Source organism: Pandoraea sp. ISTKB (assembly GCF_001721285.1).
GTDB classification, from domain to species: Bacteria; Pseudomonadota; Gammaproteobacteria; order Burkholderiales; family Burkholderiaceae; genus Pandoraea; species Pandoraea capi.
Window position 1 is genome coordinate 120,895 of sequence record NZ_MAOS01000002.1, and the last position, 20,317, is coordinate 141,211.

A 20,317-nucleotide genomic window follows, 5' to 3' on the forward strand; every position below is an offset into this window, starting at 1 on the left:
CGGGGCAGTGAAGCCCGTCCGGTATCCCCAACCGGATCGGCTGCCCGGCAACGCGCGGTGCCCGCATGGTGCTCTCAAAAAAGGACGGCCGGTGTTCGCACCCACCGGCGCCTGAACGTCCACTTCGATTTCCCGACTCTGCATGGAGACAACCCCCATGACGCAAGCCAGTGTGAGCGCTAATGCGCTCAACGCCTCCTCCTCGTCCAATGTTGCTACGCGTGATCTGCCCGCCTGGGTGCGTCATCGCAAGCTGATCGACTGGGTCTCGCATATCGCGGCGATCACGCAGCCCGAGCGCGTGGTCTGGTGCGATGGTTCACAGGAGGAATACGACCGTCTGTGTGAGCAGATGGTGGCCGCCGGCACCATGAAGCGGCTCAACCCCGCCAAGCGCCCCAATTCGTTCCTCGCGTTGTCCGACCCGTCGGACGTGGCGCGCGTGGAAGACCGTACGTTCATTTGCAGCGAGAAGCGTGAAGACGCCGGCCCGACCAATCACTGGATCGATCCGCGCGAAATGCGTACCACGCTCGACGGTCTTTTCCAGGGCTGCATGCAGGGCCGCACGATGTACGTCGTGCCGTTCTCGATGGGTCCGCTCGGCTCGCCGATCGCGCACATCGGCGTGGAGCTGTCCGACACGCCTTACGTCGCGGTGAACATGCGCATCATGACGCGCATGGGCCGCGCCGTGTACGACGTGCTGGGCGACGACGGCGAGTTCGTGCCGTGCGTGCATACCGTCGGCAAGCCGCTCGCCGCGGGTGAGAAGGATGTGGCCTGGCCGTGCAACAACACGAAGTACATCGTCCACTTCCCCGAGACGCGCGAGATCTGGAGTTACGGGTCGGGTTACGGCGGTAACGCGCTGCTGGGCAAGAAGTGCTTCGCGCTGCGTATCGCATCGAAGATGGGCCGCGATGAAGGCTGGCTCGCTGAGCATATGCTGATCCTTGGCGTGACCTCGCCCGAAGGCAAGAAGTATCACGTAGCGGCGGCGTTCCCGTCGGCGTGCGGCAAGACCAATTTCGCGATGCTGATCCCGCCGAAGGGCTTCGAAGGCTGGAAGGTCGAGACCATCGGCGACGACATCGCGTGGATCAAGCCGGGCAAGGACGGGCGTCTGTACGCGATCAATCCGGAGGCCGGCTTCTTCGGCGTGGCCCCGGGCACGAGCCAGAAGACGAATCCGAACGCGCTGGCGACGCTTGGCGAGAACGTCATCTTCACGAACGTCGCGCTGACGGACGACGGCGACGTCTGGTGGGAAGGCCTGACGGACACGCCGCCGGCGCACCTGATCGACTGGCAGGGCAAGGACTGGACGCCGGAGAGTGCGAAGGAGACCGGTCGCAAGGCGGCGCATCCGAACTCGCGTTTCACGGCGCCGGCATCGCAGTGTCCGTCGATCGATGCCGACTGGGAAAACCCGGCTGGCGTGGCGATCGATGCCTTCATCTTCGGTGGTCGCCGCTCGACGACGGTGCCGCTGGTGACTGAAGCGCGTGACTGGACCGAAGGCGTGTACATGGCGGCGACGATGGGCTCGGAGACGACGGCCGCTGCTGCCGGTCAGCAGGGCGTGGTGCGTCGCGATCCGTTCGCGATGTTGCCGTTCTGCGGCTACAACATGGCCGACTACTTCCAGCACTGGCTCGACACGGGCGCGCATCTCGACAAGACGGGCGCGACGTTGCCGAAGATCTACTGCGTGAACTGGTTCCGAAAGGGCGCGGACGGCAAGTTCGTCTGGCCGGGCTTCGGCGAGAACATGCGCGTGCTCGCGTGGATGCTGGGCCGTATCGACGGCACGGCGCAGGGTGTCGAGAACGCGTTCGGCATCACGCCGCGTTATGAAGATCTGAACTGGAACGGGTTGTCGTTCACCGCAGCACAGTTCGACGACGTGACGTCGATGGACGATGCGGCGTGGCACGAGGAGCTGAAGCTTCACGCTGAGCTGTTCGATACGCTCAAGCATCATTTGCCGCAAGCGCTGCTCGATACGAAGGCTGACATCGAGCGTCGACTGAAGTCGTGAGTCGTGAGATGTTGCGTTGATGGCGCGCCACTCGCACGCCATTGACGGCTCGCAAGACGATCCCGCCGGGGGCAACACCGGCGGGATTTTTTATTGCCTTGTGAACCTTCCGAAAGGCGCACCGACAGTGGCGCCGACCGGTTTTCGATAGTCCTCCGGTGCTAGCATTTCTCTCGTCGTTTGAGTGTGTGTTTCGGACGACGATTTTCGGTTATGCGCAAAGGGAGGTGATGAATGCACACGATGTTGATCGAAGGGATTGACGAGCCATTGATGCGCTCGATCCGGTCGCGGGCGGCGATGTACGGTCGAACGCCCGAGGAAGAAGTGCTGGCGATTCTGGGTAACGTGGCCCGAAAGCCGGGATACCGGTCGTTTGAAGACGCGTTGCTGGCGATACCGAACGTGGGACTCGATAGCGATTTCGAGCGGGTCAATTGACATTGGACGAGACTGAGGTGGGTGATGTATCTGCTCGACACCAATATCGTGAGCGAGTATCGCAAGTCCGCCGGCGCTGACGTTGGTGTTCAACGGTTCATGCGACAGACCGGCGCTAGTGGATCGCAGCGATATCTCTCGGTACTGACGCTGGGCGAGTTGAGGCGCGGGGCATGCAAGTTGCGGTACCGAAACGACGTTCATCAGGCTGCGCTGATGGAGAACTGGATTGAATCGGTAAAGCATAATTTTGACGGCCGAATTCTCGATATCGATAAGATCGTCGCCAATGTATGGGGGCGTATGCGAGTACCGCATCAGGAACACCCTGTCGACAAACTGATCGCTGCCACCGCCTTGGTTTATCAACTCATCGTCGTCACCCGCAACGTGAAAGATTTTTCCGGCACTGGCGTCGAGGTGTACAACCCCTTCCAGCAGTAGCTTCACGCACGAGACGTTTACAGCCGGTTCTCCACTGCGAACTTGATCAATTCCGCTTGCCCTTCGATACCGAGTTTGCGCTTGATGTTGAGTCGATGGGTTTCGACCGTGCGCACGGACAAATCCATCTCCAGTGCGATTTGCTTGTTCGCGAGACCGTGCGCGATGCGCGTGAGGATCTCTCGCTCGCGCGGGGTGAGCGAATCGATGGGCGCGTGTGACGTCGATGCCTGCACGACGCGCGCAGCGATCGCCGCGCTGTAGTACGCCTCGCCACGGGCGACACGCTCGATGGCCGTCACGATTTCGTGAGCGGGGGCGTCCTTGAGCACGTAACCACGTGCCCCGGCGCGTACGGCCTGGCGCACATATTCCGCGTTGTCGTGCATCGACAGAATCAGCACCGCGATGTGCGGAAACTGATCGCGAAACTGCGCCGTCAACTCGATGCCGTTCGTGCCGCGCATGCTGATGTCCATCAGCGCGAGATCGGGGGACGACGTCTTGGCGCGCGTGAGGGCTTCCTGCGCGTTGCCCGCTTCGCCGACGACCTGCAAATTGGGCGAGGCGTCGAATCGGGCACGCAGCCCGTCGCGCACGAGCGGATGGTCGTCGATCAGCAGGAGGCGGATGGGATGGGTTGGCGTCATTTGCGGGAGGTTGCGCGAAGTGCCGCTTTCATAGCGGCGGGCGTGAGTGGAACCCACGCACTGATGGTTGTGAGGCCGGGCCACGACTGGATGCCGAGTGCACCGCCCACGGCGTCGAGACGTTCGCGCATATTGCGCAAGCCGATGCCGTGACGCGGGTCGTGATGTACGTCGGTGACGTCGAAGCCGCGTCCGTCGTCGGCGATCGATAAATGAATGCCGTCGGGCTTGAAGATGAGCAGAATCGAGACTCGTGAAGCGTGCGCGTGGCGCTCGATATTGGTCAACGCTTCCTGCGCGATGCGATAGAGCATCGTCTTGATGTTGTCGTCGAGCGCAAGCGCTTCACCCTCGACGTTCATCTCGACGGGCAGCCCCGCGTGTGAGCCGAACTCACGCGCGAGTTGATCGATGGCGGCGGCGAGACCCAGGTCGTCGAGCATTGCCGGACGCAGCGCCTGCGAGATGCGACGGACCTCACCGAGCGTGCCGTTCAGCCGTTCGATGGCGACACCGAGCGTGGTGCTCGCCGCCGCGGGAGAGCCGGGCAGACGCATCGACGCGGATTCGAGCAGCAGCTTGACCGAGACGAGCAACTGGCTGATGCCGTCGTGCAGTTCTCGCGAGATGCGTGCGCGTTCGAGTTCCTGCGATTCGACCACCTGGCGCGCAAGCTGACGCAGCTTCGCGTCGGCCGTCTTGAGTTCGGTGATGTTCACGACGAGTCCGCACAGGCCGACGATGGCGAGACACGACGATGCGATGAGCGTGATCCAGATCAGCGTGCGGTCGATGTTCGCTTGCGCGCGGTCGTCCGATTCGCGCAGCGTGGCCTCCACGTCGTCAAGGTAAATCCCTGTGCCGATCATCCAGTTCCAGCGCGGCAGGGCGATGACGTAGCCGAGCTTGGGCGTCATTTGCTGACGGGAAGGCTTCTCCCATGCGTACTGCACGTAGCCGCCCCCGGCGCGCGCGGCGGCGATCAGACGCTGAATCGTGGGGGCACCCGACTCGTCCTTGAGCGACCAGAGATTGTGGCCGACCAGTTCCGGCTGACGCGGATGCATGAGGCTGCGGCCTTCGAGGTCGTAGACGAAGAAGTAGCCGTCCTTGCCGAACTCCATGCGCGCGAGCGTGGCGAGCGCAGCTTCGCGCGCCGCGGGCGTGTCGGGGCCGTCGTAGAGCGGCTCGATGGCGTTGCGCGCGAGGCCGACGTAATGCAGCAGCTCGGCCCGCTTGTTGGCCAGCGATGTGGTCTGCACGGCGTCGTGCTGCGCGCGTGAGAGCTCGTTACCCTGGTGTCGCACGGCCAGCGCGATGGCGACCATGGCCAGCGCGACGGGTAGGAGCGACAGGACGAAAAATTTCTGTCGGAGATTCATGGCATTCGTTGAGCTTGCAATGCCGCATTACGCAGGTTTCAGCGGGCTGACGCGACATGATGTTACGTAATAGCACGTAGCGTTCCTGCGTAGTTTCGCGCTTGTGGCACGACGGGCAAACGCCAATACTACACGCCGAATCGTGGCCGGGGCTGGCTGCCATCACACCCCGAAGAGGGAGATGCACAGCGAGCCGATGTAGCGCGTCGCGTTTCGGCATGGACTCACAACGGGTCCACGACGCCCACACGGCGTCACACCAAGAGGCGGAATCGTGCCAAAACGGCGCGGTCCCGGGATTGCTGCCCTGCACACCAATGCGGGCAGTTCCGAGGAGAGACAATGAATCGCATCTGGCAACAACTGCCCTGGGCAGCGGTGGCCGTCGTCGGCGCGTGCGCGCTCGGCACGGTGGCTCTATCGCGCGGCGAAACCGTCAGCGCACTCTGGATCGTGATCGCAGCCATCTGCGTGTATCTGATCGCGTATCGCTTCTACAGCAAGTTCATCGCCACCCGTGTGGCACAACTCGACGGCACGCGCATGACGCCGGCATGGCGTCACAACGACGGTCTGGACTACGTGCCGACTAACCGCTACGTGCTGTTCGGTCACCACTTCGCCGCGATTGCCGGCGCAGGGCCGCTCGTGGGGCCGGTACTGGCCGCACAGATGGGGTATCTGCCCGGCATGCTGTGGATTCTCGCGGGCGTGGTGTTTGCCGGCGCCGTGCAGGACTTCATGGTGCTGTTCATCTCCACGCGTCGCGACGGCCGCTCGCTGGGCGACCTCGTGAAGGCCGAACTCGGCATGATCCCCGGCGTGATCGCGCTGTTCGGCGCGTTCCTCATCATGATCATCATTCTTGCCGTGCTGGCGCTGATCGTGGTCAAGGCGCTGACCGGCTCGCCGTGGGGCACGTTCACCGTCGGGCTGACGATCCCCATCGCGCTGTTCATGGGTGTCTATACGCGCTTCATTCGTCCGGGCCGCATCGGCGAAGTGTCCATCATCGGCTTCGTGATGCTCATGGCCGCGATCTACTTCGGTCAGAGCGTGCACGACAGCGCCGCGCTCGCCCCGCTGTTCACGTTCGACGGCAAGCAACTCACGTGGATGCTGATCGGCTACGGCTTCGTGGCGTCGGTGCTGCCGGTGTGGCTGCTGCTCGCCCCGCGCGACTATCTGTCGACGTTCCTGAAGATCGGCACGATTCTGGCGCTCGCGATCGGCATTCTGGTCGTCGCCCCTGAACTGAAGATGCCTGCGCTCACGCAGTTCGTCGACGGCAGCGGTCCGGTCTGGTCAGGCAAGCTGTTCCCCTTCCTCTTCATCACGATCGCGTGCGGCGCCGTGTCCGGCTTCCATGCGCTGATCTCGTCGGGCACCACGCCCAAGCTGCTCGATAACGAAGTCAACGCGCGCTTCATCGGTTACGGCGGCATGTTGATGGAATCGTTCGTGGCGATCATGGCGCTGGTGGCGGCATCGGTGATCGATCCGGGTGTCTACTTCGCGATGAACAGTCCGGCGGCCGTGATCGGCACAACGCCGGAAGCGGTGGCGCAAGTCGTCTCGGGCTGGGGATTCTCGATCACGCCGGACGTGCTGACCGCAACCGCGCAAGCCGTCGGCGAGAACACGATCATTTCGCGTGCCGGTGGGGCACCGACGCTGGCCGTCGGCATGGCGCACATCCTCCATCAGGTGGTGGGCGGTGAAGCGATGATGGCCTTCTGGTATCACTTCGCGATTCTGTTCGAAGCACTGTTCATTCTGACGGCAGTCGACGCAGGCACACGCGCCGGCCGCTTCATGCTGCAAGACCTGCTCGGTACGTTTGTGCCGTCGCTCAAGCGCACGGAGTCGCTGCCCGCCAACCTGATCGCCACCGCGCTGTGCGTGGCGGCGTGGGGCTACTTCCTGTATCAGGGCGTGGTCGACCCGCTGGGCGGCATCAACACGTTGTGGCCGCTGTTCGGTATCTCCAACCAGATGCTGGCAGCCATCGCGCTGATTCTGGCGACGTGCGTGCTGTTCAAGCTCAAGCGCGAACGCTTCGCCTGGGTCACGGTCCTGCCGACGCTCTGGCTGCTCGCCTGTACGCTCACGGCGGGATGGCAAAAGATGTTCGACCCGGATCCGAAGGTCGGCTTCCTCGCCCACGCAGCGAAGTACCAGACGGCGCTGGCCGACGGCAAGCTGCTCGCACCGGCCAAGTCGGTGGCGCAGATGAAGCAGATCGTGTTCAACGACTATGTCGACGCTACGCTCGCAGGTGTGTTCATGTTTGTCGTGGTGGCCGTGGCGGTGTTCGGTTTGCGCACGATTCTGCTCGCACGCCGTGCCAACAATCCGACGGCCAAGGAAACACCGTTCGAGCCGATGCCGGCAGGCCGTCAGGTCTGACGTCGACGTTCTTGTACAGGAGAGGTCATGCTCGAAGAAGTCGGCAAAGTCGGACGGTATCTGGGGCAGGCCATGCGATTGATGGTCGGTCTGCCCGACTACGAGACGTACGTGGCGCACATGGAGGCCACGCATCCGGATCAGCCGGTCATGAGCTATGAAGCGTTCTTTCGTGAACGGCAGGAAGCGCGCTACGGTGGCAAGAACGGTGGCCGCTGCTGTTGATCGCGAGCGTGGGCCCGGCGGTGCCGGGTTCGCGCGGTTCGTCCGAATCATCTGGATCGGCCAAATCGTCTGATCTGTCCGATGTACCCGATTCGGCGGCATGATCGATCACCCTTCGATCACGTCGCCGATAAAAAAACGCCTGATGGAGATCCCATCGGGCGTTTTGCTTTTGCGACGTCATTTCAACGCGGTGGATGTCGCATCACGAGCCGTCCGCTGGCATCACATCACTTTCGCGCATCGTGCGTTGGCGGCACTGCGACGGTAGCGGTCGAACACTTGCGCCACCACGCGTACCAGCAGGCGACCGGCCGGCAGCACGCGCAGCCCTTGCGGGTCGACGGCGACAAGACCATCGTCTGCCAGATCCACCAGCTCGCCGAGTTCGTCTGCAAAGTACGACACGAAATCGATGCCATGCGCTTGCTCGACGGCGCTGAAGTCGAGCGACATGTGACACATGAGGCGCGAGATGACATCGCGACGGATGTGATCGTCTTCGTCGAGCTGCACGCCGCGTGCGATGGCAAGCGCGCCCGCGTCGATCGCTTCGTAATACGCCTTCAAGGTCTTTGCGTTCTGCGCGTAGCTGTCGCCGATGCGGCCGATGGCCGACATGCCGACGCCGACGAGATCGCAATCGGCCCGCGTGCTGTACCCCTGGAAGTTGCGATGCAACGTGCCGGCCGCCTGGGCGAGCGCAAGTTCGTCGTCGGGGCGGGCGAAGTGATCCATGCCGATGTAGACATAACCCGCATCGGTCAGCCGGGCGATGATCGTTTGCAGCAGCGCGAGTTTTTGCGGCCCGTCGGGCAACGAATCGGGCAGGCATCGCTGCATCTTGAATTGCTGGGGCAGGTGGGCGTAACTGAACACCGACAGCCGCTCCGGCGCCATCTCGATCACCGCGTCTAGCGTGTTCGAGAACGATGCCGTCGTCTGATGCGGTAATCCGTAAATCAGATCGAAGTTGACGGATTTGAAGCCGCACTCACGTGCGGCCTCCAGTGTGGCCTCGACCAGTGCACGAGGCTGCACACGGTGAATGGCTTCCTGAACGTGGGGATCGAAGTCCTGCACGCCGATGGACAACCGGTTGAACCCGAGCGCACGCAGCGCACGGATCGACGCGGGACCCGCGCTACGCGGATCGATCTCGATCGAGTACTCGGCGCTGTCGTCATGCACCATCACGAACTGACGGTCGATGGCGTCGACGAGCGACGCGATTTGTTCCAGCGAGAGGAAAGTGGGGGTGCCGCCGCCCCAATGCATCTGTGCCAGCGTGCGGCCGGCACCGAGCAACGATGCCTGTCTGGCGATCTCCGTGTGCAGACGCGCCACGTAGGCATCGGCATGGGCGCGATTGCTCGTGACGATCTTGGTGCACGCGCAGTAGAAGCACACCGTGTCGCAGAACGGCACATGCAGGTAGAGCGAAATCGGTTTGCCGGTGCGTTTGGACTGGGCGGCGGCGCGGGCGTAATCGCTGGCGCCGAAGTCGTCGCGGAACTGGAGAGCGGTGGGGTAGGACGTGTAGCGGGGGCCGTTGACGTCGTAACGGCCAAGCAGACGGGCATCGAACTGAATCGGCGCGGGCGAGGCGCCACGCGACTGACAGGTCGACGTGCCATGCGCGTGTTTCGTCTTGCCGGACCCGTGGGAGGTACAGCCGGGACAGGGTTTGCCGGCCTGCGGATCGTCGGGCGCGTTGGCGCAAGGCGTCGACAAAATGGGGATGGAATGCATGACGAGGCCTGTAACAGTCGGTGATATTCGACTCTATCTGTGCACCGAACGGCGCGCCGTGACCTGCGTCAAACACCCGGCTGGCGGCTTGGCTTGCGCGCGAGCGAAGTGCAATTCGATGCAACGGTGCGTAAAACGATGCATCGGAAGGGCGTTTGCGCGTCGTCGTGCGCGTGCGGCATGACTGTCATGCGTCGAAATCATTGCCGCGGCAGGCAATTTTTCGTCGCCTACGGTAAGCTACGCCCTAATTACACTTAGCCTACCGCTTCATCGAAGTCCCCCGCCGTGCCGATCGCTTTGGCGGCATGCGCGAGGCTCGCTCCGGACCGTCCGGGGCGGCGGTCCGACCGGTGCCCGCGGGTATGCGCAGCACCGGTATGTCGCCGGTCCGCCCCTACTCGTTGTTGCCGGAACGGCGCGGCAAATCACGACTGGAAACAACATGGACCGTCTGCAATCGATGCGCGTTTTCGTCAAAGTGGCCGATAACGGGAGTTTTGCCCGTACGGCCGCCCAGATGGATCTGTCTGCCGCTGTGGTCACGCGGCACGTCGCGGAACTCGAATCGCATCTCGGCGTTCGCCTGCTCAACCGCACCACCCGCAGCCTGTCGTTGACCGGCGCCGGTCAGGTGTACCTCGAACGCTGCCGGCAGATCATCGACGAAGTCGACGAAGCCGATGCCCTCATCTCCAGCGCCTCACGCGATCCGAAGGGGACGCTGAAGGTCGTCGCCCCTGTCTCTTTCGGGGTACGCAACCTGGCGCCGCTGGTTAAGAAATATCAGGAATTGCACCCAAAAGTCGTGGTGGATCTCACGCTGACCGACCGCGCCGTCGATCTGGTCGAGGAGGGCTACGATTGCGGGATCCTGCTCACGCGCATGATCAACAGCGAAAGCCTGATCTCGCGGGTACTGGCGGAAACGCGCGTGATGCTGTGCGCCTCGCCCGCCTACATCGCCGAACATGGCGAGCCGGTCACGCCGCAGGAACTGGGTGAGCACGGCGTGCTGGGCCTGCCGAGCGAATTCTGGAGCGACGATCGTGTGTTCGCCGGGCCGGATGGTGAAGTCCGGGTACGCGTGCAGAACAAGCTCATCTGCAACAACACGGCGCTTCTGCGTCAGTCGGTGTTGCTGGGGCACGGGATTGCGTTCCTGCCGTCGTATCTCGTGGGGAACGACGTGCGCGACGGCGATCTCGTCGCCCTCATGCGTAACTATTCCCAAACGCCCATCGACGTCTCGCTCGTCTATCCGAGCCGCAAGTACCTGTCGGCGAAGACGCGCGGCTTCATCGATCTCACGGTCGAGTATTTCCGTCAGAACGAAGGCATTTCGGCCGCGGAGCGCTGGGTGCCGCCGAAGCTGTCGTCCGGCGCACCGGCCGCACCCACGAGCGAAATGCCGGTGTGAGGGCTGCGTGAGGTATTAATCGCGCCAGATAGCAAAACGGCCACTCCCGTGAGGTAGTGGCCGTTTTTCATTGCCCCGGTGATCCGGGGCGCCATCGCAATGACGCTAGCGATGGCGGGGTGAGGCTCAGAACGGTGCGTCGTCCTCGTCGAAGGACGCATCGTCGCCCTTGCCGGCAGTGGCCGACTTGGTCGCGGGCTTGGCCTTCGCGGTCGTCTTCTTGGCAGCCGCTTTCTTGGCCGGTGCCTTGGTCGCAGCCGTCTTGGCGGCAGTCTTGCGAGCCGGCGTGGCCTTCTCTGCCGCTTCTCCGTCCTGCTGACCTTCGTCCGCACCTGCCTTCGCAGCCGTCTTCTTCGGCGCCTTCGCCTCGAATTCGAAGCCGATCTTGCCGTCCTTCTGCTTGGCCAGATACGCCTTGAACGTGCGACCGGTGCGCGACGACTTGAAGTTCGTCAGCAGGTCCGTCTTGCCCTCGGTGAGCAGCTTGTGAATCTGCTCGCGCGAGATTTCCTGCTGGAGAATCACCTTGCCCGACGTGAAATCGCAAGTCTTCGGGTTGGCCACGGCGTTCTCGCACACGTAGCGCATGCCGTGCTCGAACACACGTCCGTTGCACTTCGGGCAATGACCGACCGGCTCCTGGCCCGTGAAGTCCGGCGCTTCGCCGTCTTCGTCGCCGTTGTCCTGACCGAAGTCGAATTCGAGCTTGTAGCCCATTTCATCGTCGGGCGAGAGCTTGATGATGGCCGAGAACGGACGTCCCATCTTGCTGCGGAAACCCGACAGCGGACCGATGGTCTTGTTGCGCAGCAGTTCTTCGACTTCCGGAATTTCGAACTGACGTCCGCCCGGGATCTTCGAAATCGAGAAGTTGCAGTTCGTGCAGGCGAAGCGTCGGTAGTTCTCCTTGACCACGCCGCCGCAATGCGGACACGGCGTGCTGAGCGTCGCGTAGTCGCCGGGGATGGTGTCGGAGTCGTATTCCTTCGCGCGCTTGACGATGGTCTGCGTCATTTGGGCGATCTCATGCATGAACTCGTCACGCTTGAGGCCGCCGCGCTCGATCTGCGAGAGCTTGGCTTCCCATTCGCCCGTCAGTTCGGGCAGCGTGAGTTCGTCCACGCCGAGGCCGCGCAGCAGCGTCATCAGCTGGAACGCCTTGGCCGTCGGATGCAACTCACGGCCTTCGCGCACGAGGTACTTTTCCGTGAGCAGACCTTCGATGATCGCCGCGCGTGTGGCTGGCGTGCCGAGACCCTTGCCGGCCATCGCTTCGCGCAATTCGCCGTCTTCGACGAGCTTGCCCGCGCCTTCCATGGCGGAGAGCAGCGTGGCTTCGCTATAGCGTGCAGGCGGTTTGGTTTGCAAACCGACCGCCGCGACCTTGTCGACGCCGACCCTCTCATCCTTGGCGACCGGCACGAGGTTCGGTTGCTCTTCCTTGGCGGTCTTGCCGTCGTCGGCGCCTTCCTTGCCGTAGATGGCCAGCCAGCCGGCCTGCACGAGCACCTTGCCTTCGGTCTTGAAGTGATGACCGACCACTTCCGTGATGCGGGTCGTCACCTGATACTCGGCCGCCGGGAAGAACACCGCCAGGAAGCGTTTGACCACGAGGTCGTACAGCTTCTGCTCCGGCTCGGAGAGGTTCTTCGGCGCCTGGAGCGTCGGGATGATGGCAAAGTGATCGCTGATCTTGCTGTTGTCGAAGATCCGCTTGTTCGGCTTGACCCAGTCCTTGTTCAGGACCTGGTTGGCGAACTGGTGATAGTTGTTGCTCTCCTTGAGCACAGCCATCGTCTCTTTGACGGTCTCCAGATAGTCTTCCGGCAGCGCACGGGCGTCGGTACGCGGGTACGTCAGCACCTTGTGCTTTTCGTACAGCGCCTGCGCCAGACCGAGCGTGTTCTTGGCCGAGAAACCGAAGCGGCTGTTGGCCTCGCGTTGCAGGCTCGTCAGGTCGAACAGCAGCGGCGAGAGCTGGCTCGACGGCTTCGATTCTTCGGTGACGGTGCCGTGCTTGCCACGTACGGCGGCGACGACCGATTCGGCCGCAGCCAGACTCCACAGACGCGAATCGCGCTGCTCGGGGTCGAATTCGTTGCGCTTGAAATTCGGGTCGAACCAGCGGCCTTCATAGAAGCCGGCGGCGGCGACGAACTCGGCCTTCACTTCCCAATAGTCGCGCGACACGAACTTGCGAATCTTCTCTTCGCGCTCGACCACGATCGACAGCGTGGGCGTTTGCACGCGGCCCACGGTCGTCAGGAAGAAGCCGCCGCCCTTGCTGTTGAAGGCGGTCATGGCACGCGTGCCGTTGATACCGACCAGCCAGTCGGCTTCGGCGCGGCTGCGGGCAGCGTCGGCCAGCGGCAGCATGTCGCCGTCGGTGCGCAGGCGCGTGAAGCCGTCGCGGATCGATTGCGGCGTCATCGACTGGAGCCACAGACGCTTGACTGGCTGCTTCGCCTTCGCGTGTTGCGCGATCAGACGGAAAATCAGTTCCCCTTCGCGCCCCGCGTCACAGGCGTTGATCAGGACATCCACGTCCTTGCGCTTGATGAGACGGGTGAGCACCTTCAGACGCGACTCGCTCTTGGCGATCGGCTTGAGGTCGAAGTGCGGGGGAATCACGGGAAGGTTGGCGAAGCTCCACTTGCCGCGTTTGACTTCATAGTCTTCCGGCGCGCCGATTTCGACGAGGTGGCCAACCGCCGACGAGACGACGTAGTCGTCGTTCTCGAAGTACTCGTCATGCTTGGTAAAGCCGCCCAGCGCCCGCGCGATGTCATTCGCGACAGACGGTTTCTCGGCAATGATCAGAGCTTTTGACATGACGTTAAGTAATGTTGAGGGGGTGTCGCCAGGCGACATTCGTTGGCTTTATAACATATAGCCAATCCGGCGTTGCCGTCGGATCGGGCACAAGGCGTGCCTGAAAGCGGCACATCATAAGCGCGTCGCAAGCCGGCGGCAAGGGTGGGGGCGGCCCGGCCGCCGTGGCGCTGTGGCACGGCGTCGCAGCGTTTCCCAATGGGGCGCTGCCTCGTTCCGGCAGGTGCTATCGGGCACCGGGACCGGTCGCCAGGACGCCTGCCGCCATCCATCGCACCGCCGTCAATCGGCAAGCAGATGCTCGCGCAACGCCGGTGCGACCACTGTGGCGTCGCCCAGTACGCCGGCGTCGAGCATTCGCTCCAGAATGCCGATAGCCGGCAGCACGGGGCCAAAGAAGCGGGCCTGGCCGGCGGACTGCGGGGCGTCCTGAATCAGCAGCGTCGGAAAGTTCTCGATATCGTGGTCGTCCAGCCAGTCGGCGTGCGTTTCGATATCCACCCAGACGAAACACCAGTCGGGATGCTTCGCCGCCAGTTGCTCGAACGTCTGCGCGTATTCACGGCACGTGCCGCACCACGCCGCGCACAGGCACGCCACCAGCCGCGGGTTGCCATCGGCCAGCGCAGCGGCAAGTGCGGGACGGTCGGCGACGGGATCGAAAACGGGCATGGTGTCGGGGTATCGGTTCCGGGATTGGGGGGACGGGCAGGGCGCTCATGCAGCCTCTCGCCGGACAAAGCGGCCACCGGGCAGACGACCGATGCGGCCATCCAGCTCAAGCACGCCGAGCTGCGACAGCACGGCCGCGACGCTCAGTCCGGTGCGCTCACACAGGGTGTCGGCGCTGACGGGATCATACCCCAGCGCTTTCAGGACTGCTGTCGTGGCCGGCGCCGTCGGCTCGGGGGACATGATGGGGTGGACTGGCGGCATGCCCTGCGGCCCAATGCCCATGGCTTCCAGGACATCGTCGGGGGAGGCGGCAAGCGTCGCGCCGTCCCGGATAAGCACATGGCAGCCCCGGCTCTGCGGCGCGTGGATGGAGCCCGGGACGGCGAGCACGTCGCGTCCCAGTTCGCCCGCCAGACGCGCCGTGATAAGCGATCCCGACTGCGTCGTGGCCTCGATGACCACCGTGCATCGCGCGAGTGCGGCGATGAGCCGGTTGCGACGCGGGAAGTGTTCGGGCCGGGGCGGGGTGCCGATGGGAAACGCCGAGAGCACCAGCCCACGCGCTGCGATTTGCTCGGTCAGCGCACGGTGCCGCGCCGGATAGACGACATCCGCGCCGGTGCCGATGACCGCACATGTGCCGCCTGCGGTGTCGAGCGCACCTTCGTGCGCTGCCGCGTCGATCCCGGCTGCGAGTCCCGATACGACCGTTACGCCGGCGTCGCCCAGCACGCGGGCGAAATGCCGGGCGTTGTCGCGGCCCTGCGGGGTGGCGCGGCGGCTGCCGACCAGCGCTGCCGCGCGCGCTCCGGCGGGGCCGGCGCGATTCGCGAGTCCGGCGTCGCCCCGACAGTACAACATCGGCGGTGGGTCGCCGAGCGTCAGTAGCGCACGGGGATACGCCGCCTCGGACAACGTGACGACGGCACATCCCGGACGATCGGCCCATTCGAGCGTAAGGGCGATCTGCGCGTGCAGTTCTGGCGATGTTCGCGCCAGCAGGCGTGCCGCGACGTCCACCGGAACGACATCCGTCAATGCGGCGCGTGAGGCACCGAAGATCGCGGCGGGCGGGCCGAATGCCGTGAGCAAACGACGCACCGCAGCGGGCGGCACGCCGGGCGTATGACACAGCCGCAGCCAGTCCTTGATTTCCTCGCGATCGGCACCGATCTGCGAGTGGATGCGTGGATCAGCCCCTGAATCAGCCGCCGCGCGTGCCCGTATGGACGTCGAATCGAAGGGCGTGACGCTGGCGTCGATTCCGACGCAGGGAAGGCCGGTAACGTCGACGGGACGGGCATTGCCGACGGCCGGGGCCGTTTCGACCGCCAGCACCGGCGGGAGCGCTATGCTAAAATTTTTCATCATCCGGTAAGCATTGACCGGGGGGCCAGAGCAGGCGGAGCGCGCGACAGCGTTTCGCCGCGCACCCAGCCATCACACGATTGTGCGTTGGCGGCGGCCCGTGAGGCAATGCGGCGAATTCCCGTTTTCATCATGGCATTACTACCCATTCTTCAGTATCCCGATCCGCGTCTGCACAAGGTGGCCAAGCCGGTCGCCGAGGTCGACGACCGGATCCGTCAGCTCGTCAAGGACATGGCCGAGACCATGTACGACGCTCCCGGCATCGGCCTCGCCGCCACGCAGGTCGACGTCCACGAACAAGTCATCGTGATGGACCTCTCGGAAACGCGCGACGAATTGCGCGTGTTCATCAACCCGAAGATCGTCTGGCGCAGCGACGAACAGAAGGTCTACGAAGAGGGTTGCCTCTCCGTGCCGGGCATCTACGACGAAGTCGAACGTGCCGATCGCGTGCGCGTGGAAGCACTCGACGAGAAGGGCGAGAAGTTCGTCATCGACGCCGACGACCTGCTCGCCGTGTGCATCCAGCATGAGATGGATCACCTCAAGGGGCGCGTGTTCGTCGAGTACCTCTCGCCGCTCAAGCGCAACCGCATCAAGTCAAAGATGAAGAAGCAGGCCGAGCGCGCCTGAGCGTCTTCCGACCTCCTTCCTGCCTGAAAGGGCCGCCCGCCGTGGGCGCGCCCGGTAAAGTCCTCTATACTTGCAGCGCTCGCGGGCCATGCGCCCGCCTTCTGCTGCTGCGACGGGGCGTCTCGAACGTCTGCCGTCGGGCCAAACTCCCGACTGTCTGCCGAGATGTCCATCGCTACCCATACGCCACCTGCGTCAGCTTCATCCGCCTCGTCGTCTGCGTCCCGTACCCGCACGATCTTCTGGCTGAGCGCAGCGCTCCTGTTTGCCTTTCTGCTTGCCGGTCTGTTCGACCGCGATCCATGGAAAGCCGACGAGCCGTATTCGGTCGGCATGGTGCTGAACTTCTTCCGCGGGCACGACCTGATCGTGCCGCGCGTGGGGGCCGATCCCTTCGTGGAGAAGCCGCCGGTCATGTACTGGACGGGCGCGCTGTTCGCCCGGCTGACGTCCGGCGTGCTGCCGGTCTTCCAGGGCGCGCAGATCGCCGTGCTCGTGTGGCTCGTCATCGCTGTGCTCTGTGTGGGACGTCTGGCACAGCGATTGCACGGCACCGACCGGTTCAACTGGCTCGCGCCGATGCTCATGGTCGGCAGCTTCGGCGCCATCGAAAACATCCACAAACTGACGGCAGACGTGCCCCAACTGGCCGGGGCCGCACTCGCACTGGCCGCGCTGGCGCGTCTGGCGAGAGCCGAGAACTCCGCGCGCCTGTGGGGCCTGCTGTTCGGCACGGGCGCGGGTATCGCATTCCTCAGCAAGGGGCTGCTGGTGCCGGGCGTACTTGGGCTGACCGCACTGGCCGTGCTCGTTCTGCCGGCCTATCGCACGCGCCGCTATGCGGCGGCGCTTGGCTGGGCGGTGCTCGCGTCGCTGCCGTGGCTGATCATCTGGCCGGTGCTGTTCTGGCATGCGTCCGAGCCGCTGTTCATCGAGTGGTTCTGGGATAACAACTTCGGGCGTTTCTTCGGGTTCGTTCATCTCGGTGGTGAGCGCAAGTCGTACTGGAACGACGTGACGAGTCTGCTCGGGCTGACCTTCCCCGCAGGCTGGCTCGCGCTTGGCGCGCTGGTGGCGCAGTTGCGCCTGGGCGGTGTGCGACGTTTCGTCGCCGAGCGCCCCGAACTCGCCATGCTGTGGCTGTACGTCGTGCTGTTCGTCCTGACGCTGGTGGTGTCGTCGGCCATCCGCGATATCTATATGTTGTCGCTGTTCCCCGCGATTGCGGTACTGGGTGCGGGCGTGCGTCTGCCGTCGTGGCTGGAGAAGACGTGGTCCGGCGTGGCGCTTGTCCTCATGAGTGTGCTGGGCCTTTTCCTCTGGGCGCGCTGGGGATTGCAACTGACCGGCAACGGCCACGTCGCGGCCGGTCCGATCGGCAAATGGCTGCCGCTCGACTACGCGTTGCCGTTCTCGCCCGGGCTGGTGCTTGCGGCACTCGTCATCGCCGGATTGTGGGTGGCGGCCATCGTACGTCGCCGTCAGCTCGGCGCGCTGGTCTTCGGATTCGCCGGCCTGTTGTTTGTGTGGGGCACGCTCTCGACGTTGCTGCTGCCCTGGGTCAACGAGGCACGTAGCTATCGCACGCCGTTCGCGGCCCTCGGTGAGGTGCTGGCGAAGGCGCCGAAGACGGGCGCTTCCGAAGCGAGTGCTTGCGTCGGGTCGTTCAACGTGGGTGAATCGGAGCGCGGCATGCTCGACTATTTCATCGACGTGCGGCCGGTGCAGTTGACGAGTCTGGCGGAGGCGCCGCGCTGCGGCAGGTTGCTTGTGCTCGACAAGGCCAACGCCCGCATTTCGGTGCCCAGTGGCTGGCAGGAAATCTGGCAAGGCGGCCGCGCCGGCGATACGAACGAGCGTTTCCGGGCCTTTGTCCGGTCCGCTGCGCCGGGTGCCGTGGCGGCTGCCCAATAAGCCGACGCTGGCCGTTCGTTCGCGCCTATCCAAGTATTCAAGCTGTCCGCAGGAGGAAGTCCATCATGACGCTTCGCATCGTTTTCGCCGGTACGCCGGAATTTGCACAAACCGCGCTCGCCGCCATCGATGCTGCTGGCTTCTCCGTGGAGTTGGTGCTCACTCAGCCGGACCGTCCTGCTGGACGGGGCATGAAGCTGCAAGCCAGCCCGGTGAAACGCTACGCGCAGGAACACGGCATGCCGGTGGCGCAGCCGCCGTCACTGCGCCGCAACGGGAAGTATCCGGAAGACGCGTCGGCGGCCATCGAGCAGCTGCGCGCGCTCGCGCCGGACGTCATGGTCGTGGCAGCCTACGGCCTGATCCTGCCGCAGGAAGTCCTCGACCTGCCACGCTACGGCTGCCTGAACATCCATGGGTCCTTGCTGCCGCGCTGGCGCGGCGCGGCACCGATCCATCGCGCCATCGAGGCGGGCGACGCCGAGACCGGCATCACCATCATGCAGATGGACGCCGGCCTCGACACGGGCGCGATGATTCTGCGCGAAGCCGAGCCCATCGGGCCGGAAGACACGACGGCCACGCTGCACGACCGCATGGCGGCGCTCGGCGGCAAGCTGATCGTCGAGGCCCTGCAACAACTCGCGCGCGACGGCCACTTGCCGTCCGAAGCGCAGCCCGAGGCGGGGGTGACCTACGCCGAGAAGATCGCCAAGCAGGAAGCGGCGCTCGACTGGCACAAGCCGGCCGAGGTGCTGGCCCGTCAGGTGCGGGCGTTCGACCCGTTCCCCGGCGCGTTGGGCACGGTGCACGACACACCGGTGAAGCTGTGGCGCGCCAGCCCGGTTGCAGGCAAGCCGGGGGTGACGCCGGGCACGGTGCTGGAAGTGAGCGCTGACGCCATCGTGATCGCCTGCGGTGAAGGTGCGCTGCGCGTGACCGAATGCCAGAAGCCGGGCGGCAAGCGCCTGCCGGTGCGCGAGTTCCTCGCCGGGTTTGCGTTGGCAGCGGGTGACGTCTTTACGTCGGGCGCATCAAGTTGAATTTATTGGGATGACGGCGTTCTGGACATCAAAACAGTACGAAAATGGCGTAAAACGTCGTTGAAGTCGCGTTGAATCGCATGGAACGTCTGAAAAAATGCCCGACTGGGCACGTCAGGCGTTGAATTTTCGGGATGCGCCGCCATCTAACGCCCGAGGACACGCAAAGTGCGTGACTTCCTGAGGTCATCAAGAATTTGCAGAGGAGAACACCATGTTCAATTGGATGAAGACCACCCTGCTGATGGCGGCCATCACCGCGTTGTTCATGGTGGTGGGCGGCATGATCGGCGGCAAGCAGGGCATGATGCTCGCGCTGGCGTTTGCGCTCGCGATGAATTTCTTTTCGTACTGGTTCTCGGACAAGATGGTGCTGCGCATGTACAACGCGCAGCAAGTCGACGAGACCAGCGCACCGCAGTTCTACAACATGGTGCGCGAGCTGGCGCAGCGTGCCGGACTGCCGATGCCGAAGGTGTACCTGATCAACGAGGACGCCCCGAACGCATTCGCCACTGGCCGCAATCCGGAGAACGCTGCCGTGGCGGCGACGACCGGGATTCTGCGCGTGCTCTCCGAGCGTGAGCTGCGCGGGGTGATGGCGCACGAGCTGGCGCACGTGAAGCATCGCGACATTCTCATCTCGACGATTTCCGCGACGATGGCCGGTGCGATTTCCGCGCTTGCGAACTTCGCCATGTTCTTCGGCGGGCGCGACGAGAATGGTCGTCCGGCCAATCCGATCGCCAGCATTGCGGTGGCGATTCTCGCGCCGCTGGCCGCGTCGCTGATCCAGATGGCGATCTCGCGTGCCCGTGAGTTCGAGGCGGACCGGGGCGGTGCCGAGATCTCCGGCGACCCGCAGTCGCTGGCGATGGCGCTCGACAAGATTCATCGTTATGCGCAGGGCATTCCGTTCGATACGGCCGAGCAACATCCGGCCACGGCGCAGATGATGATCATGAATCCGCTGTCCGGCGGCCGTCTCGCCAATTTGTTCTCGACGCACCCGGCGACGGAAGAACGCGTTGCGCGTCTGATGGAGATGGCCCGCACCGGGCAATACCCCGTCTGATATCCTG

The 20,317-nt window shown here is 64.1% G+C and carries 16 protein-coding genes; 10 read left to right on the forward strand and 6 right to left on the reverse strand.

The genetic code is table 11. The features are described from left to right. Positions 1 to 157 precede the first annotated feature (157 nt). The 3 genes from A9762_RS02960 to A9762_RS02970 all read left to right on the forward strand — a co-directional run bounded on the left by A9762_RS02960 (position 158) and on the right by A9762_RS02970 (position 2,929). On the forward strand, positions 158 to 2,044 hold the full coding sequence (locus A9762_RS02960; RefSeq protein WP_240493427.1) for a phosphoenolpyruvate carboxykinase (GTP): 1,887 nt from the start codon (positions 158 to 160) through the stop codon (positions 2,042 to 2,044). Positions 2,045 to 2,278: 234 nt separating this feature from the next. After that, positions 2,279 to 2,485, forward strand: coding sequence for a hypothetical protein (locus A9762_RS02965; protein ID WP_069340558.1), 207 nt, complete (start codon positions 2,279 to 2,281; stop codon positions 2,483 to 2,485). Positions 2,486 to 2,509: 24 nt separating this feature from the next. After that, positions 2,510 to 2,929 (forward strand): type II toxin-antitoxin system VapC family toxin, encoded by a 420-nt coding sequence (locus tag A9762_RS02970; RefSeq protein ID WP_069340559.1) that lies wholly within the window; start codon positions 2,510 to 2,512, stop codon positions 2,927 to 2,929. 17 nt (positions 2,930 to 2,946) lie between these two features. Here the strand turns inward: A9762_RS02970 and A9762_RS02975 are convergent, their stop codons facing one another. Beyond that, positions 2,947 to 3,579, reverse strand: a complete 633-nt coding sequence (locus A9762_RS02975) for a response regulator transcription factor (protein ID WP_069340560.1) — start codon at positions 3,577 to 3,579, stop codon at positions 2,947 to 2,949. Further along, positions 3,576 to 4,961, reverse strand: coding sequence for a cache domain-containing protein (locus tag A9762_RS02980; protein ID WP_069340561.1), 1,386 nt, complete (start codon positions 4,959 to 4,961; stop codon positions 3,576 to 3,578). The genes A9762_RS02975 and A9762_RS02980 overlap by 4 nt, the downstream gene beginning before the upstream one ends. Positions 4,962 to 5,303: 342 nt before the next feature. Here A9762_RS02980 and A9762_RS02985 point away from each other — a divergent pair, with 342 nt between their 5' ends. Together A9762_RS02985 and A9762_RS02990 are read left to right on the forward strand one after the other, a co-directional pair. Then, positions 5,304 to 7,370 (forward strand): carbon starvation CstA family protein, encoded by a 2,067-nt coding sequence (locus A9762_RS02985; protein WP_069340562.1) that lies wholly within the window; start codon positions 5,304 to 5,306, stop codon positions 7,368 to 7,370. Between the two features lie 27 nt (positions 7,371 to 7,397). Then, entirely contained in the window at positions 7,398 to 7,595 is a 198-nt protein-coding gene (locus A9762_RS02990; RefSeq protein ID WP_069340563.1) for a YbdD/YjiX family protein, read from the forward strand. Positions 7,596 to 7,820: 225 nt separating this feature from the next. Here A9762_RS02990 and hemN read toward each other — a convergent pair whose 3' ends face one another. Continuing rightward, positions 7,821 to 9,347, reverse strand: coding sequence for an oxygen-independent coproporphyrinogen III oxidase (hemN, locus tag A9762_RS02995; protein WP_083253579.1), 1,527 nt, complete (start codon positions 9,345 to 9,347; stop codon positions 7,821 to 7,823). Between the two features lie 445 nt (positions 9,348 to 9,792). On the opposite strand from hemN, the gene A9762_RS03000 reads away from it, so the two are divergent. Further along, complete coding sequence (locus A9762_RS03000) at positions 9,793 to 10,767, forward strand: LysR family transcriptional regulator (RefSeq protein ID WP_069340564.1); 975 nt, start codon at positions 9,793 to 9,795, stop codon at positions 10,765 to 10,767. A 126-nt stretch (positions 10,768 to 10,893) separates the two neighbouring features. Here A9762_RS03000 and A9762_RS03005 read toward each other — a convergent pair whose 3' ends face one another. The 3 genes from A9762_RS03005 to dprA all read right to left on the reverse strand — a co-directional run bounded on the left by A9762_RS03005 (position 10,894) and on the right by dprA (position 15,642). Beyond that, on the reverse strand, positions 10,894 to 13,599 hold the full coding sequence (locus tag A9762_RS03005; protein WP_069340565.1) for a DNA topoisomerase III: 2,706 nt from the start codon (positions 13,597 to 13,599) through the stop codon (positions 10,894 to 10,896). A gap of 282 nt (positions 13,600 to 13,881) precedes the next feature. Next, positions 13,882 to 14,271 carry a thioredoxin family protein gene (locus A9762_RS03010; protein ID WP_069340566.1) on the reverse strand — a complete coding sequence of 130 codons (390 nt, stop codon included), beginning with the start codon at positions 14,269 to 14,271 and terminating at the stop codon, positions 13,882 to 13,884. A 45-nt stretch (positions 14,272 to 14,316) separates the two neighbouring features. Next, complete coding sequence (gene dprA, locus A9762_RS03015; protein ID WP_083253590.1) at positions 14,317 to 15,642, reverse strand: DNA-processing protein DprA; 1,326 nt, start codon at positions 15,640 to 15,642, stop codon at positions 14,317 to 14,319. Positions 15,643 to 15,774: 132 nt separating this feature from the next. On the opposite strand from dprA, the gene def reads away from it, so the two are divergent. The 4 genes from def (at position 15,775) to htpX (ending at position 20,310) form a co-directional block, all read left to right on the forward strand. Further along, on the forward strand, positions 15,775 to 16,278 hold the full coding sequence (gene def / locus A9762_RS03020; protein WP_069340613.1) for a peptide deformylase: 504 nt from the start codon (positions 15,775 to 15,777) through the stop codon (positions 16,276 to 16,278). Between the two features lie 165 nt (positions 16,279 to 16,443). Beyond that, entirely contained in the window at positions 16,444 to 18,192 is a 1,749-nt protein-coding gene (locus A9762_RS03025; protein ID WP_083253580.1) for a glycosyltransferase family 39 protein, read from the forward strand. A 65-nt stretch (positions 18,193 to 18,257) separates the two neighbouring features. Continuing rightward, entirely contained in the window at positions 18,258 to 19,235 is a 978-nt protein-coding gene (gene fmt, locus A9762_RS03030; RefSeq protein WP_069340567.1) for a methionyl-tRNA formyltransferase, read from the forward strand. Between the two features lie 214 nt (positions 19,236 to 19,449). Further along, entirely contained in the window at positions 19,450 to 20,310 is an 861-nt protein-coding gene (gene htpX / locus A9762_RS03035) for a zinc metalloprotease HtpX (RefSeq protein WP_069340568.1), read from the forward strand. Positions 20,311 to 20,317: the final 7 nt, after the last annotated feature.